Raw genomic sequence first — 16,487 nt, 5'->3', positions numbered from 1 at the left:
GTTTGCAAATTCGCCGTGACGAATCCCGCGTTGTGGCGAGAGGGCAACTAATGGAACAACGTCCGCGCCTGTGGCCGGACTGCATAAATAATTGAATTCGCTAAGCTAAAAGCGATTGATTGCGGTGTGTCCGTGCAAAATGAGTTTTCCACGCATCACATGAGGACAAGCTGTGCATGACGCAAAAGAAAAGGCCGCCTCGATGGGCGGCCTTCGCTTTTTTCGATTTTTAGAGGCTTCTGATTAGAAGTTGATCAGAGCGCCGAAGGTGACTTCCTGGATGTTGTCAGTCGCAAGACCACCGTCACCACCCTCGATTTCAACGTTTTTGAAGCTGGCATCGATGTTGCGGTACTTCAGCCAGAGAGACATCGCGGCTGAGTCGATTTCCTGGACAACGCCAGCACCCCAGAGGCGAGCCGAGGCCCGGCCGTAGGTGTAGAGCGGATTGTCCGGATCGCCCACTTCTTCCGGCGTGGTGCCGTTAGCGTAGATCGATCCACCGTTACGGTTCTCGACGTGCTCGTACTCACCGTAAAGAACAGTGTGGCCAAGCGGGTTCCAACGCTGACGGATACCGGCCTTGCCGTACCATGTCTGGTTGCTGCTAGCGGACGAGTCGTGGAAGTTGAGGTTTCCATACGCGCCGTAGGCGAACAGGCCCGTCGGCATGTGCTCGACATATGCGCCGACCTGGAAGTAGCCCGTATCGAACGGCTGCAGCACGTTGGCGCTGTTGCCCGAAGAACTGTTGGTCTGGCTGTAAGCCGCAGCAGCCGCGACCTTGAAGTCAGCCCATTCGCCCGCATAGCGAGCGGCGACGTCCCAGAAATCGTCCTCACCCCACGATGCCGACACCGAGAAGCCACCAAACGACGGCGAGTCGTAACGGACCGAGTTCGTCGGCGCACCGTTGACGTCGCCCCAGGTGCCTACGCCGCCCCAGGTCGTATCGGTCAAGACGCCGTTCTTCTGTCTAATGAAGAACGAGTTGAAGTCGAACGGAACCCAGTTGGCCGGAACGAGCGAGCCCGAACCGTCAACGAGGATGGCCGTGTTATCCGAAGCCTGCGACTGCTTACCAACCGAGACCTTACCCAGCTGGTCGCTCTTGATGAACCAGAACGACTGCAGCGTGCTGACGCCGTTGGCGCTGCCCGTCAGAAGATTCGGGCCATCCGGCACGCCCTGCGTCGTCGTCAGGGAGTCGGAGCCGATCGCCTCGAGGTGGAGGACATAACCTGCGGTCCAACCCGGCAGGATCTGCGCCTGACCGGTGAATTTCACGTGGCTGGCGAGCGTCGAACCGAGATCCGTCACGTAGACGTTCGACTGGCCGCCGTCATCCCACCAGGTGACCTGCTGGCCAACCCAGCCGGAAACCGTCAGCGAGACCTTGCGATTGCCCTTGCGGGCCGTCGTGGCTTCGAGTTCTGCGATGCGTTCCTCAAGGTCCGCGCAGCAGTTCCCCCCAAGGTCGGCCGCCGATGCGCTGTTGACCGACATCCCGCCTGCCAGCAGGCCTGCCGCCACCAGGGCACTCAGACTATACTTGCTCATGAACCTACTCCCGTCTGCTTCGACTGAGGAATGACGGACGGAACGAACTGTTCAGCCCAACACTCTTCTTATTCGATGGTCTTTTGTTAAACCCGTCGTCAAACCCGTCTTCCGCGGCTCCACGGGTTGCCCCCCGAATCACCGCTCAGGGCGATGTTTAAATCAGATTAGATTCGACCGCGAAACACCTTTGGGCAAAGCACCTGTGGAATTGCGGGAGTTTGTGACACAAAAGTCACGAGCGGAAGTAGTCAAACGAGAGCATATCAACGCTCCGTTGTGAGGATGGGTCTGGCTTCCAGGGTTCGCTACGGCGACGCCTGATTCCGCAGTTGCTCGTGGTGCGGCGTTGGCTTGCGCCGGGAGGTAAAGGCTTATCAGGAAACCGAATTCAGCTTATCGAAGCGAAAACTTATCATTCTCCGGAGTAAAAAGGCTTCACTGGCGAGATCAGATGTCCTGCTGCAGACTGGTGGCAAGGTCGCGAATTACTCCCGCCGGTACGCCGCCGATGCGTGCGTGTTGCGTTGGCCGGTTGATCATGCACGCAGAGGTTTTTGCGGCCGTTAACGGGCTCGCAACGATTGACGAGAAAGTCACACCCAGGATGGTCCGCCGTGGAAAAACTGCCACAATCGTCATTTAGCAAAACTCTTATTGCTAATTGGTGGGCGCTTGGCGGGAGCGTACACCAGACCATCAGTCGCTCACCGCTCGGGCAAGCAGAAATTCGAACATGACAGGCAAACTACTCGATCGGCGGTCGGTTCTCGGGCAGGCTGCAATGGGAACCTTTGCCCTCGCAGCCGCCAAACTGGCGCTTGCTACGAATATTGCGCAGGCGGCGGGCGAGTCGTCGTCACCGCCGACGCCGTTCAGTACCTCGAACGTCAACGCCGAGGCGAAGCGTCTCGCAGATCAGCCCTTCGCGAAGCCGGCGCTCGATCTGCCGCCGCCGTTCAACAAACTCAATTACGATCAGTATCGCGACATTCGCTTTCGTTCCGAGAAGGCGATCTGGAAGGGCGAGCATCTCAACTTCGAGATCCAGCCGTTCGCCATGGGCTGGCTGTACGACATGCCGGTCGATCTCTGGGTGGTCGACAACGGAGCAGCGTCGAGGCTGGTCGCAAATGGCAAGCTGTTCAGCTTCGGTCCGCTGATAGGCCCAGGGCCCGACGACGCGCCGTACGGGTTCTCGGGATTTCGCGTTCACGGACCAATCAACCGCTCGGACACGTTCGACGAGTATGCCGTATTTCAGGGCGCGAGCTATTTCCGCGCCGTCGGGCGTGGCGAAGGCTATGGCGCCTCGGCGCGCGGGCTGGCGCTGAACACGGCGCGTCCCGGCGGGGAGGAGTTTCCCTTCTTCAGGACGTTCTGGCTCGAAAAGCCGAAGCCCGGTGCAACTCAAGTCACGCTCTATGCGTTGCTCGACAGTCCGTCGACGACCGGCGCGTATCGGTTTGTCATTGAGCCGGGAGAAACGACCACCATGGATGTGTCGGCGACGCTATATCCTCGCGTCGCGCTGCCCCATGTCGGGATTGCGCCTCTGACGAGCATGTTTCTCAACGGCAACGCGACTCCGCGGCGGACACGGGATTTCCGCCCCGAGGTTCACGACAGCGAGGGGCTTGCGATCATCAACGGCAGCGAGGAACGCCTCTGGCGGCCGCTCAACAATCCCAAAACCCTGCAAGTCAGCGCCTTCATGGATAAGGACCCGCGCGGCTTCGGGCTATGGCAGCGCGACCGGGCCTTCCGCAGCTATGAAGATCTCGAAGCTCACTATGAGCAGAGACCGAGCGTTTGGGTGCAACCCAAGGGACAGTGGGGCGAGGGCTACATCGAGCTGGTCGAAATTCCGGTCGAGAACGAAATCCACGACAACGTCGTCGCCTATTGGCATCCCGGGAAGCCGCTGACACCCGGCGGACCGCACGTCTTCAACTACAAGCTCAGCTGGGGCAGGGATATCCCGGCGTCGTGGTCGGGCGCCCGCGTCGCGAAGACGCGCGTCGGCACCGGCAAGAAACCGGAAAACCTTCTTTTCGTCATCGATTTGACAGGTCCTGCGGTGAAGGATGCGAAGGATCTGCCAGTCGCCGACGTTACAGCCAGCGCCGGCCAGATCTCGAACGTCGCCGTTCAACGCAATCTTGAGATTTCTGGTGTTCGAGTGACGTTTGAACTGACGCCCGGCGACGCCGAGCTCGCGGAATTGCGGTGCATCTTGAAGGCCGGCGATCAGGCCGTCTCGGAGACTTGGCTCTATCGATGGACGAAGCCGTAAACGAAAACTTCAAAGGCGATTTTCCGCTCGACCCTGCGCAGCCCGTCGTGGCGCGTGACGCGGGTCCCTGGTGGCATTTGCCGGCGGCGGCGCCGCTCGACATGCCGGAGCAGGATTTCAGCGCGAAGATCGCTCGTATCGCCGAGCCGCGGCGGCGCGGCTATTGGGTGCCTCGCACCGCGATCTTTGCAGGCGCGGCGGCGCTGACTGCAGCCTTCGCGCATGAGCTGTTCAGCATCCTGGCGTTCGTCATGATCACGCCGGTGCAGTTTCTCTTTCTCATCCTGTCGACGATTGCGTTCGGTTGGATCGCGATTGGCAGCCTGAGCGCGGCGCTCGGCTTTCTGCCGCTGTTCGCCGGCGAGCGCGCCGACACGATTACGCCTCCGCAACCGACCGAACCTTTGTCATCGCGTATCGCGCTGCTCTTTCCCGTCTACCACGAAGAGCCAACGCGGATCGCCGGTGCGATCGAAGCGATGGCGCGCGAACTCGACGGCCTGGGCCGCGCCCGCAACTTCGATGTTTTCATTCTCTCCGACACGCGGGGCGACGATGACGGCGGACGGGAAGCCGACGTCTATCGCGCGCTGACGCAGGAAATCGCGCCGTTCGTTTCCGTCTACTACCGCCGGCGCATGCAGAATACCGCCCGCAAGGCCGGCAACATCGCCGACTGGGTCAGCCGCTTCGGCGGTGGCTACGAGTCCTTCATCATTCTGGATGGCGACAGCGTCATGGACGGGCGCACGCTGGTCTCGCTGGCGCTTGCGATGGAAGCCGATCCGAAGGCCGGGCTCATCCAAACCGTGCCACGGATCGTCGGCGGCGAAACGCTGCTCCAGCGTTTGCAGCAGTTCGCTTGCAACACCTACGGTCCCGCAGTGTCGTCTGGTCTTGCCTTCTGGCATCGGGACCAGGGCAACTACTGGGGCCACAACGCCATCATCCGGACGGCCGCGTTCGCGTCGGCTGCAGGACTTCCTGACCTGCCGGGCCGGAAGCCGTTCGGCGGCCACATCATGAGCCACGACTTCGTCGAAGCGGTTCTGCTGCAACGCGCCGGTTACGGCGTGCACATGATGCCGTCGCTCGAGGGGTCGTACGAGGGCATGCCGCCCAACATCGTCGACATCGTCGCCCGCGACCGCCGCTGGGCGCAGGGAAACCTTCAGCATCTCGCCATCGTATCGCAAAGCGGCCTGACGCCGATGGGGCGCCTGCATCTCGGAATGGGCGCTGCATCGTATCTCATCTCGGCGGTCTGGGCTCTGTCGCTCGTCGTCGGCATCATCCTGGCCCTGCAAGGCCAGCAGATGATCCCGAGCTATTTCCGTGACGCCAAGACGCTCTTTCCGATCTGGCCGATCATCGATCCCGGCGCGGCTCTCAGGCTTTTCCTGGCGACGCTGGTCGTCGTCCTTCTGCCGAAGTTTCTCGGGCTCTTCCTCGCGTGGAAGGAAGCGCGTGCCCGGCATGATCTTCTGGGAGCGGTGCGCGTAACGGTCGGCGTCTTCGTCGAGACGATCTACTCGATGCTGATCGCGCCGATCTTCATGGTGACGCAGACAGTCGCCTCAGCCGAAATTCTGGCAGGCCTCGATTCCGGATGGAAGCCGCAGAACCGCAATGACGGCGCGCTGTCGTTCGATGACGCGATGTGGTTTGCGCGCTGGCACACGTTGATCGGCCTGATCGCGGGCGGCATCGCGTGGACGGTTTCGCCGGGCCTTCTCATGTGGATGGCGCCAGTCATTCTCGGCCTTGTACTCGCGGGGCCGGTGAGCTGGATCACGTCGCTGCGCGCCGGTCCGCTCGAACGCTGGGCGCTTGCAACCAACGTCGATCTGTCGCCGCCATCGGTTTTGATCGATGCCGGACACTGCTCGAATACGTGGGCGCGACGCGCCGCGACACCGGGCGGGTTGAATGCCGAGCCAGAAGCAGCGGCAGCGTAAGAGCGCCGTTTTTTATTGCGGCTTGTCGGTTTTTTCCGAACCTCTGAGCGAGCGTATCAGCTCGCTGAAGATTTCGCGCACGCGCAAGGGTTCCGCGTCGAGATAGGGCAGCGGACGCGTGACCTCGACGGCGACGACTCCGAGCCGCGCGGTCAAGGCTCCGTTGAATGCGCCTTCGCCGAGGCGACGGGACAGTCTGCGAAGGACGTCCTGTCCCACGAACTGCCCCAGCAGATCATCCGTCATCGCGATGCCGCCGGTCGCGATCACGTGACCGACGACGAGACGCGCGAGGCGCAAAGCACCAAGCACGCCGGGCCGGCCGCCATACAACCCGGCGATCGCGCGAAACATCCGGACGTTCTCGACGAGCACGAACGCCATCGCAATCCACATGATCGGCGACAGCGCCGAGACTGTCGCAACGCGCTTGCCGGACTTGAGGATGACGCGACGGGCTTCTCCGTCGATCGGATGCAGCAGCTCGCGGTCGGCAAGGCGCAGCAGCTCAGTCGGCTCCAGAACGTCGCCCAGATGATCGCGCACGCGAGCGAGACCCCAAGCGAGGTCGGCGCGCCCGCGATAATGCGAGAGCAACGCATTGACCGCCGCGTGTTCGCTGGCGCGCTCAGGCTTTGCAACGGCGGCTTTGACGAGCGCTCTGAGCTTGGAGAGGCGGGCGAGCCTGCGGAAGCCGATCAATTCCCGGAGCACGATGCCGAGCAGGGCGATGACGATGATCGACATCAGCGCGAACGCCAGCCATCCCACCCAATCCTGGCGTTCGAGCGCAACTGAGACGAAGCGGACGAACCAAAGCCCCGCCGCCAGGGAGGCCAACGCGGCAACCGCTGAGAAAATGATGCTGCCGAAACGGAAGCCGCGATTGATGTCGGTTACCGTCAGGTGACGGGTTGGAACGCGCGCCGCGCGCCGTGCCGTTACCGCGCCGCCTTCGCGCGCGATGTCGTCGGCTTGCGTCTCGGCGGCAACGTCGTCGGGCTTGAAGACGCGCGGCTTGCGCGGCGGCGGGACATCGTTCTCGAACGTCATGCGAGATAATCCGATACAAGGAAATCGAGCGCGCGATCCAATCTGATGTGCGGAAATGCAGCCGGCTTTCCGTCGGGCAGCGTATCGATGAGCTTCGGCGGCGCGAAACGGACAAGCTCGAGCGACGCCGTCTTGGCGCTGCGCGCGGCGCTCAACGCGGCTGCGGCGTCGATCGGCAGGTCGCCCGGAAAAATCGCGGCTTCGGTTGCGCCATCGAACGTCACGCCGCCGATCGTTTCGCCCTGGATCGGCGTGCCGCGCAGGCAGGGGAGGATTTCGCCACCCTGTTTCGCGGTCGTCTCTCGCGTGGCGCGCAGGGCTGCGAGAGCGATCGCACTGACGCCTGCGCCTTCGGTCTCGGCGCGCGAGATCGCCTCGTCGACGATGAGCTTCAGAATGGCTTCCAGGCGATCGTGGCTCGACGCGGGCAAGTGATCGGCCTTGGTCGCGGCAAACAGAATGCGGTCGATCTTGCGTCCGATCAGCAGCGACAGCCACGAATTGGCGCCGGGGCGAAAAGCCTTGAGGATCGCGGTCATCGCGCGTTCGAGATCGCCGACCGCTGCCGCTCCGCGGTTCAAGGCGCCGAGCACGTCGACGAGCACGATCTGCCGGTCGAGGCGTGCGAAGTGGTCGTTGAAGAACGGTTTGACGACGGTCGATTTGTAGCTTTCGAAACGGCGCATCATCATCGCGGCGAGCGACGAGCGCGGCGGGCGTTCGCCGGATGCGAGCGGCATCGGAAAGAACGTCAGCAGCGGCGAGCCTTCGAGATCGCCGGGAAGAAGAAAGCGCCCTGGCGCGAGCGTCGATTGCGCGCCGCTCTCACGCATGCGGCGGAGATAGTCGGTGAACAGCTTGGCGCCGGTCATCGCGATCTGTTCGTCCTCGATCCCGGCAGGATCGGTTCCGGCAAGGAAGGACAGAAAGGGCTTAGCGATTTCGGCACGTTCCGGCGCGGCGGCGAGCGCCAGCGCTTCCGCCGAGAAGCTTCGGTAGTCCTGATCGAGCAGCGGCAGGTCGATCAGCCACTCGCCCGGATAGTCGACGATATCGACGTGCAGTTTCGAGAGGCCGACAAAGCGCTTCAGCAGCGACGTCGACTGGTATTCGATCGTAACTCTCAGTTCCGAAATGCGGCGCGTGCTGTCAGGCCAGGACGGCGGCACGGAAAGCAAATCACGGAGATGCGCCTCGTAGTCGAAACGCGGGACGCTGTCGTCAGGCTGCGGTTCGAGGTAGGCGCGCACGATCCTGTGTTCCGCATCGGCTGAAAAGAACGGCAGGCGTCCGCCCGACACGAGGTTGCGCACGAGCGCCGTGATGAAAACGGTCTTGCCGGCGCGCGACAGCCCGGTGACGCCGAGGCGGACGCACGGCGTCAGATAGTTGCCGAGCCGCGTCTGCGCGTCTCTGATGAGATCGGAGTAGGTGAGGTCAGTCAAATCGCGCCGCGCATTTCGCAAGGATAAAGGGACCGTTCAGGACCCCTTAAGTGGCGTAACTCTCCCCATCCGACAAGATCGGATCGCGCGGCGGTCTCAGCACGGGCGCAGCTTCAGCCGTAGAAAACGACGGCGCATCCTGCGGCGACCACGACGGCGGCCATCAGCATCAAAGCTCCAGAACGAAAGAATTCAGCCATGCACCTCTCCTCGCATTGCGCGTTTCGCCTCCCATCGTGGAGAGACCTAGCGCATGGCGGTTGAACGAGGGCTGACGCGCGGGTTCACGAGACGTTCATCCGCGTCGCGGAGGGAGCGTCGGAGGCGTCTAGGCGTCGTGCGCCTTTTTGACCTCGAAGATCTCCATGATGCGGCAGCCGCGGTGCGGCCCGTCGACGACGAACGTCCATTTGCCTTCGGTGAAGGTGTCGCACATCTTGACGCCCTTCACGAGAATCCAATGGCCTTCCTTGCCCTTATGGATTGCGAGAATGTAATAGGCCCACGCGTTGCGCGGTTTCTGCATCCAGGTCCAGAGCGTCGGACGTTCCTTGCGGGCGCGGTGAAGGTGCGTTTCCTTCAGCACCATGCGGTAGCCGAAATGGGCGAGGGCGGATTCCACCTCGTCGGCATACGTTCCCTTGACGACGGGCTTGCGATGCGGCGGCAGCTCGCGCCCCTCGCGGATCACGTCCTCGATCTTGGAAATGCCGAAGCCGGTAATCGCGGAGAGCACGTAGGGTCCGCAAAATGCCACGCGTCCGGTGTCGTTGTTGGCGGCGTCGAGGCTCGATGCCGGCCGGCCGCTGGAAAGGCGATCGCTCATGTCGCATATGCCCTATACAAGTAGGCGAACAATGCTCGGCCTATACGGTTAAGCAAAAGTTAATGCGGGGTTCCGGCTGCAATGGGTGAACGCGTGAACGTCTCGTTTTTCCAGGAGCTGATGAATTCGATTGCCGAGCAGGGCCGGGCGTTGTTGCCGAAGGCGCTGTTCGGAACCGTCGGCGGAGACTCGATCGAGGTTCTGGCGCGGGCGCTGATGTCGGGGCGCGGCGAAGCGTCGGGCGTCGCGATCGCGCGACAGCTTCTGCTACAACTCAAGAAGGCGTCCACTGACGAGCGTCTGCAGTTCTACCGGTTCCTCGCGGATGAGCTCCAACCGGATGCGGCGGAGGTCGCCGACGCGGCGCGCGGCTATCTCGATCAGCCGTCAGAAAAGAGCCTCGCGCGATTGCAGAGCGCTTCCTACAGCCCGCGCATGGAGTTCTTTCGGCGGCTCAACCTCGCGCCGGGAGCGACGGCGGAGATCGTCGCGCTCAGAGCCGATCTCTTGCGGCATCTCAAAGCGGACGAAGCGCTCGCGGCGGTCGACCGCGATCTGCAGCGCTTGCTGACGTCGTGGTTCAATCGCGGCTTCCTGGTTCTCAGGCGCATCGACTGGCAGACGCCGGCGGCAATTCTGGAAAAAATCATCGCTTACGAAGCCGTGCATGAAATCCGCGGCTGGGATGACTTGCGCCGGCGGCTCGATCCAAAAGACCGGCGGTGCTTCGCCTTCTTCCATCCGGCGCTGGTCGATGAGCCGCTGATCTTCGTCGAAGTTGCGTTGATGCGGGAAATTCCGGGAACGATCTCAGCCGTTCTCGATGCGCACCGCGACGACCACGATGTGCCGCCGACGACGGCCGTCTTCTATTCGATCTCGAACTGCCAGGAAGGTCTCAAGGGCATCTCGTTCGGCAATTTTCTGCTAAAGCAGGTGGTCGAGGATCTCGTTCGTGACACTCCGAGCCTCAAGACATTTGTGACATTGTCTCCGGTGCCGAGCTTCGCGCGCTGGCTCGACCGCGTGCTTGCGATCGACGGCGAAACGGGGCTCGATCCGGAGGAGCGCGCAACTCTGGCGCGGCTCAACGATCCGCGCTGGGTCGATGACGTTGCCAAAGGCGCGCCGGGAAGCGAGGAGCTGAAGCCGGTGCTGCTGTCGCTCGCGGCGCAGTATTTTCTCGCCGTGCGCTCGGCGGACGAGCGGCCCGTTGATCCCGTGGCGCGCTTTCATCTCGGCAATGGCGCACGGCTCGAGCGGGTCAACTGGCTCGCCGACACGTCCGAGCGGGGCCTCAGGGAAGCGCACGGCCTGATGGTCAATTACCGGTACGATCTCGGCGAGATCGAGCGCAACCACGAAGCCTATGCGCAAGACGGCACGGTTGTGGCTTCGCGCAGCGTCCGCGCCTTACTCAAGTCCGGCACCCAAATTACGGATCTTGCGGCGACTTCCGGTCTGCTTGCTTTGCCGAGCGCGGCGTCGGCAAAACGGGCGCGCTCGATGGGCTCCGATTGAACCGGTTTTTCGCTGCCAGACACGTAAACGAAGCCCTTGTCTTACCTACTTCCACGTGCAGTATGGCGCGGCTGGCGTTATGGAGCGCACGTCAATTTCTGCGGCGCTGTTTGATCCCGTAACGCGTACCTCAACTATAGGGCCGCCATGCGCTACGACGAGAACGACCGAGAAAGTTCGAATGTTGAAGATCGCCGCGGCCAAGGCGGCGGAGGCCTGCAATTTCCTGGCGGCGGAATGCGCATTCCGATCGGTGGCGGCGGGTTCAGCATCACGACGCTGCTGATCATCGGCGCGCTCATGATGTTCATGGGCATCAATCCGCTCGACGTGCTGTTTGGATCGGGCGGCCAGATCAACATGCCTCAGCTGCCGCAATCAGAGCGTCCGGCGCAGCGCGCACCGGGTAATAACATTCCGGGATTGCCGGGCTCGCCGCAGACGCAGACGGCCGGCAACGACGACGAAAAGGCCTTCATCAGCCGCGTGCTCGCCGACACCGAAGACGTTTGGACTTCCGTGTTCAAAAGCTTCGGCCGCAAATATCCTGACCCGCTGCTTGTCATCTATTCCGGCATCACGCGAACGGCATGCGGCGCCGGTCAGGCCGCAATGGGACCGTTCTATTGTCCGCTCGATCAGAAAGTTTACGTCGACCTCGCGTTCTATGATGAGCTGAAGCGCAAGTTCAACGTCAGCGGCGACTTCGCACAGGCTTACGTCATCGCGCACGAAGTCGGCCATCATGTGCAAAAGCAGCTCGGCATTCTCGATAAGGTGCAGGAACTGAAGCAGCGCGCCGACGACGAAGTCACGGCCAACCAGATCCAAGTGCGGACCGAATTGCAGGCTGACTGTCTGGCGGGCGTCTGGGCGAACCTCAACGATCAGATGAAAAAACGCCTGCAGCCGGGCGACATCGAGGAAGCGTTGAACGCGGCCTCGCAGATCGGCGACGACATGATCCAGAAGAAGATGACGGGTCGCGTCGTTCCGGATGCCTTCACGCACGGCTCAGCAGCCCAGCGCGTGCACTGGTTCAAGGCGGGCTTCGAATCCGGCCGCATGGACGCGTGCGATACGTTCAACACGTCGAGCTACTGAGACCGGCTCGCCCGTCTCGGTTCATTCAGACATAAAAAAACCGGCGTGCCACGTGGCCCGCCGGTTTTTTGTTCTCAGCGTCGCGCTGGTTCGTCTTACAGCGCGTTGCCGGTGAAGTCTTCGACCGAGCAGGACACCGCCTGCGCTTGCAGATCGTTGCAGAGCTTCACCGCCTCAGCCTTCGACTTCACGGGGCCTGCGATCAGATTGAAGCTCGGGTTCGCCGGATCACCGTTGGTCGTATAGCGGGCCTTCAACCGTTTCAGCTTGTCGCCATGCTGCTGCGCGAGCTGGCTCCAATTTAGACGGAGGCCTTCGACGCTGGCGCTCGATGCGAGCGCGATGCCGATCGGCTTTTTCACCGGCTTCACGACTGCGGGACCGAAGCTGATCTCATCGCTGTTGGCGGCGCTTGCTTTCGGCTTCGCCTGCGCAGGCGCTTTGTCGACGCTGCCGGTGACAATCTGTGATCTCTCGGGCGACGCGTTGATGATCTTGGTCTGCGGCCGCGCCTGATTTTCGGACAGATCGAGGCCGGCCGGCGTATCGTCGACCGCGCCGATCACGTCGGTCCCTGTGTGCTGCTGCGGAGCGGATGCCGTCGCGGTTGCCGGCGGGGCTTCAGCCAAGCGCATCTTGTCTTCGAGTGCGTTCACTTGGGAACCCAGCGCCTGCGTCTGCTGCGCCTGGGTATCCAGCGTCGATTTCACGCCCGAGACGTCGATTTGCAGGTTGGCCATCGACGACTTCAGGCTGTCCACGTCAGCGCTGAGCTTCATGAGCGAGGACTGCGTCTCGGCGCTGTGCTCGAGGCGGGCGCTGGGCGGCGTCAGGCTGCTAAGCCAGTCGGGCTGAAAAACCGCGACGCCGAGATAGACCAGGCCGAGTGTCCCGAGGGTCGACCAGAGAGCGGCGTAGGGCGTCAAAATCGCGTTCCTACGGACCGGCTTATCAATGGCGGGCTTGGTCATGAGGTGTGGTGTCCTAGTTTCCGAAAGGGTCCCGAATGCTGCGCGGCGGGATTTCTCAGGCGAATCAATTCCGCCGCATTGAGAACGTTGGGTCTCTGGGAAGGTGTTCGCAATGGCCGGTCAGCTCGTGTTGCATCGAAGTTGTGGATGGTGGCATCGAAGTCCTTCCCTTAGCCATCGCCTAGAAACATTTGAGCAAAATGGGCCTTACCAGCGCAGCAACGTGCCCATGACGTGTGGTGTCCCGCCATTTTGTGTGCCTCCCTTGCGGCGGGGGGATTTCGAGCGCTATGGCTTGGCGCCGCTGACGGGCCAGTCACCTGCCCGGCACGGATGAAAAAAGCCCACGGCCGGACGCGGCCAAGCCCCAAGGTTTGTCATGAGCGCATCGCCCCCGTTGTTTGTCGTTCTCGCCGCCGGCAAGGGCACGCGCATGAAATCGAGCGAGCCGAAAGTGCTGCACAAGGTCGCCGGTCAGTCGATGTTGGCGCACGTGCTTGCGACCGTGTCGGATGTCCAGGGCGACGTCGCCGTGGTCGTCGGGCCGGGGATGGACGCCGTTGCAACGGAAGCCCGGCGCGTCACGCCGCCGGCGCAAGTGTTTGTCCAGGCAACGCAACAAGGCACGGCGGACGCGGTGCTCGCGGCGCGTCCCGCTCTTGCAGGGCATAGCGGCGACGTCGTCGTGCTCTACGCAGACACGCCGCTGATCCGCCCGGAAACCGTTGCGCGCTTGCGCGCCGCGCTCGACGCGGGCGCCCATATCGCTGTGCTGGGGTTCCGAGCCAAAGATCCGACCGGATACGGCCGCCTTCTGACAGGCCCCAAGGGAACGCTGTCCGCGATCCGGGAAGAAAAGGACGCGTCGGAAGCCGAACGCCGTATCGACCTCTGCAACTCGGGGGTCATGGCGTTCCGCGTCCCGGACGTCGGCAAGCTGCTGGGGCAGATCGGCAATGCCAACGCCAAAGGCGAATTCTATCTGACCGATGCCATCGAGATCGCTGTTCGCAGCGGTTTGCGCGCCGGCGTCGTCGAATGCAGCGAGGATGAGGTTCTGGGCGTCAACGCCCGCGATCAGCTCGCCGAAGCCGAGGCGATCTGGCAGAAACGCGCGCGCGCTCAGTTCATGGCGAGCGGCGTCACGATGATCGCACCGGAAACGGTCTGGCTGAGCTTCGACACGCAGATTGCGCCCGATGTCGTCATCGAACCGCACGTCATTTTCGGCGTGGGCGTCACGATCGAAGAGGGTGTCCGAATTCTGGGTTTCTCGCACTTCGAAGGCGCGGTGATCGGCAAGGGCGCACGCATCGGGCCGTTCTCGCGCTTCCGGCCGGGCGCCCGGATCGGGGCCGACGCGCATATCGGCAATTTTGTCGAGGTGAAAAATACGACGCTCGGACCCGGCGCCAAGGCCAATCACCTCGCCTACCTCGGCGATGGCGTGATCGGCGCGAAGGCGAACGTCGGCGCCGGCACGATCTTCTGCAATTACGATGGCTACGCCAAACACAAGACCCAGATCGGAGAGGGCGCGTTCATCGGCTCGAATTCGTCGCTGGTGGCTCCGGTCACGATCGGGGCGGGCGCCTACGTCGGTTCAGGTAGCGTCATCACCCGGGACGTCACGCCCGGCGCGCTTGCGCTCGAACGCAGCAATCAGGAAGAGCGTCCGGGATGGGCTGAAAAATTTCGAACGCTCATGCTGCGCAGAAAAGCGACAAAGTAATATGATTAGTTAACGATGCTGGTAACTTGCGTGCTTTCGCTGGCACGGCATCTGCATTCGTTAATACGAAACACTCTGTGATTTGAAAATAATTTGAAACACTCTCATCGTGCAACCTGAGGGTGAGTCATTTGGGGAAAACGTATGTGCGGAATCGTCGGGATTCTTGGAAAGTCTGCCGTCGCCAGTGATCTGGTCGACGCGTTGCGCCGCCTCGAATATCGCGGCTATGATTCCGCAGGCATCGCGACTGTCGAAGGCGGAAGGCTCGAGCGGCGGCGCGCCGAGGGCAAGCTCAGAAATCTCGAGAAGCGGCTTCTCGAGGAGCCTCTCGCCGGGCGTACGGGCATTGGCCACACACGCTGGGCGACGCATGGCCGTCCGACGGAGCGCAACGCACATCCGCACATGACCGACAGGGTGTCGGTCGTTCACAACGGCATCATCGAAAACTTCCGCGAGCTTCGCAGCAAGCTGGAAGCCAAGGGACACCGCTTCGACACCGACACCGATACGGAAGCGGTCGTGCACCTGATCACCGACGAGCTCAACAAGGGCAACGATCCTGTCGCGGCGGTCGGCAGGGCGCTCGATCATTTGCAGGGCGCGTTCGCGCTCGGCATCATTTTCGCCGGTGAAGACGACCTGATGATCGCGGCGCGCAAAGGCTCGCCGCTCGCGATCGGGCACGGCACGGGCGAAATGTATCTCGGCTCGGACGCGATTGCTCTCGCACCGTTCACCGACGCGATCACGTACCTCGAAGAAGGCGACTGGGCTGTGCTGCGCCGCTCGGGCGCGGAAATCTATGACCGGCAAGGCACCCGCACAGAACGTCCGGTCATCAAGGCGGTCGCAAGCTCGCTGCTCGTCGACAAGGGCAACTACCGCCACTTCATGGCGAAGGAGATCAACGAGCAGCCGGAAGTCGTTTCGCACACGCTCGCCAATTATCTCGATATGGCGACGGCGCAGGTTCGTTTCCCCGATCTCGGTCTCGATCTCGCGCAGATCAGCCGCGTGACGATTTCGGCGTGCGGAACGGCCTATTACGCCGGTCTCGTCGCGAAATACTGGATCGAGCGCTATGCGCGCGTGCCTGTCGATATCGATGTCGCATCCGAGATGCGTTACCGCGAGGCACCGCTTCAGGAGAACGGTCTCGCCGTCTTCGTTTCACAATCGGGCGAGACGGCGGATACGCTGGCGACGCTTCGCTACTGCAAAGCCAACAAGCAGCGGATCGCATCGATCGTAAACGTCCGGACGTCGACCATCGCTCGCGAGTCCGATGCGGCGTTGCCAACGCTCGCCGGACCCGAGATCGGCGTCGCATCGACGAAGGCCTTCACCTGTCAGCTGTCGGTTTTGGCCTGTCTCGCAATCGCGATCGCGAAGGCGCGCGGTGCAATAACCAAGGAGCAGGAGATCGCGCTGGTTACGGCGTTGACGGAGGTTCCCCGGCACATCGCGGCGATCCTGCGCCAGGACGAAATCTATCTGTCGGTGGCTCAGGAGTTGGCGAAGGCGCGCGACGTTCTCTATCTCGGTCGCGGTTCGAGCTTCCCCATCGCCCTCGAAGGCGCGCTCAAGCTCAAAGAGATTTCCTACATCCACGCCGAGGGCTATGCGGCGGGCGAGCTGAAGCACGGACCGATCGCGCTCATCGATGAAAACGTGCCGGTCATCGTCGTCGCGCCGGAAGACGATCTCTTCGAAAAGACCGTGTCGAATCTCCAGGAGGTTGCAGCACGCGGTGGACAGATCATTCTGATTTCGGATGCCGCGCCCGAGAAGGCCGGCTGCACGCCCGCAGCGCACATTCAGATGCCGAAGATCGATTCGTTCATCGCGCCGCTGCTTTATGCCGTGCCGATTCAGCTGATTGCATATCATACCGCAGTGCAGATCGGCACCGACGTCGATCAACCGCGAAACCTTGCGAAATCGGTCACAGTGGAATGACGGGGGAAAACGTCACGAGAACCGGGCCCTGAAATTGCCCAGTTCGGCTGGTTGCA

11 protein-coding genes are annotated in these 16,487 nt (G+C 62.3%); 6 read left to right on the top strand and 5 right to left on the bottom strand.

All coding sequences use genetic code 11. From position 1 onward, the window contains the following. Positions 1–243 precede the first annotated feature (243 nt). Complete coding sequence (locus HYPGJ_RS06375; RefSeq protein WP_046846371.1) at positions 244–1,560, bottom strand: porin; 1,317 nt, start codon at positions 1,558–1,560, stop codon at positions 244–246. A 736-nt stretch (positions 1,561–2,296) separates the two neighbouring features. Here HYPGJ_RS06375 and HYPGJ_RS06370 point away from each other — a divergent pair. Further along, positions 2,297–3,856 carry a glucan biosynthesis protein G gene (locus HYPGJ_RS06370; protein ID WP_052750810.1) on the top strand — a complete coding sequence of 520 codons (1,560 nt, stop codon included), beginning with the start codon at positions 2,297–2,299 and terminating at the stop codon, positions 3,854–3,856. Then, positions 3,841–5,814, top strand: a complete 1,974-nt coding sequence (gene mdoH, locus HYPGJ_RS06365; protein WP_046846370.1) for a glucans biosynthesis glucosyltransferase MdoH — start codon at positions 3,841–3,843, stop codon at positions 5,812–5,814. Before HYPGJ_RS06370 ends, mdoH begins: the two co-directional genes overlap by 16 nt. A gap of 12 nt (positions 5,815–5,826) precedes the next feature. Here the strand turns inward: mdoH and HYPGJ_RS06360 are convergent, their stop codons facing one another. The 3 genes from HYPGJ_RS06360 to HYPGJ_RS06350 form a co-directional block, all read right to left on the bottom strand. Then, positions 5,827–6,867 (bottom strand): TIGR01620 family protein, encoded by a 1,041-nt coding sequence (locus HYPGJ_RS06360; protein WP_046846369.1) that lies wholly within the window; start codon positions 6,865–6,867, stop codon positions 5,827–5,829. Next, on the bottom strand, positions 6,864–8,312 hold the full coding sequence (locus tag HYPGJ_RS06355) for a YcjX family protein (protein WP_046846368.1): 1,449 nt from the start codon (positions 8,310–8,312) through the stop codon (positions 6,864–6,866). Before HYPGJ_RS06355 ends, HYPGJ_RS06360 begins: the two co-directional genes overlap by 4 nt. 328 nt (positions 8,313–8,640) lie before the next feature. Continuing rightward, a complete protein-coding gene (locus tag HYPGJ_RS06350; protein WP_013215610.1) occupies positions 8,641–9,138 on the bottom strand; it encodes a hypothetical protein in 498 nt (165 codons plus the stop codon). Between the two features lie 81 nt (positions 9,139–9,219). Between HYPGJ_RS06350 and HYPGJ_RS06345 the strand changes: the two genes are divergently transcribed. Then, the gene (locus HYPGJ_RS06345; protein ID WP_046846367.1) at positions 9,220–10,659 is read left to right on the top strand and encodes a malonyl-CoA decarboxylase; all 1,440 of its coding nucleotides are present in this window, start codon (positions 9,220–9,222) and stop codon (positions 10,657–10,659) included. Between the two features lie 147 nt (positions 10,660–10,806). Beyond that, complete coding sequence (locus HYPGJ_RS06340; protein ID WP_046846366.1) at positions 10,807–11,763, top strand: neutral zinc metallopeptidase; 957 nt, start codon at positions 10,807–10,809, stop codon at positions 11,761–11,763. A gap of 95 nt (positions 11,764–11,858) precedes the next feature. On the opposite strand, the gene HYPGJ_RS06335 is transcribed toward HYPGJ_RS06340, so the two are convergent. Next, entirely contained in the window at positions 11,859–12,734 is an 876-nt protein-coding gene (locus HYPGJ_RS06335) for an SPOR domain-containing protein (protein WP_046846365.1), read from the bottom strand. 379 nt (positions 12,735–13,113) lie between these two features. Between HYPGJ_RS06335 and glmU the strand changes: the two genes are divergently transcribed. Together glmU and glmS are read left to right on the top strand one after the other, a co-directional pair. Continuing rightward, positions 13,114–14,466 (top strand): bifunctional UDP-N-acetylglucosamine diphosphorylase/glucosamine-1-phosphate N-acetyltransferase GlmU, encoded by a 1,353-nt coding sequence (gene glmU / locus HYPGJ_RS06330; RefSeq protein ID WP_046846364.1) that lies wholly within the window; start codon positions 13,114–13,116, stop codon positions 14,464–14,466. Between the two features lie 144 nt (positions 14,467–14,610). Further along, positions 14,611–16,431 (top strand): glutamine--fructose-6-phosphate transaminase (isomerizing), encoded by a 1,821-nt coding sequence (glmS, locus tag HYPGJ_RS06325; RefSeq protein ID WP_046846363.1) that lies wholly within the window; start codon positions 14,611–14,613, stop codon positions 16,429–16,431. Positions 16,432–16,487: the final 56 nt, after the last annotated feature.

The organism is Hyphomicrobium sp. GJ21 (assembly GCF_001006785.1).
Classification (GTDB): domain Bacteria; phylum Pseudomonadota; class Alphaproteobacteria; order Rhizobiales; family Hyphomicrobiaceae; genus Hyphomicrobium_B.
Note: the sequence above shows the minus strand (reverse complement) of the source record. Positions and strands in the feature narration are given on the sequence as shown.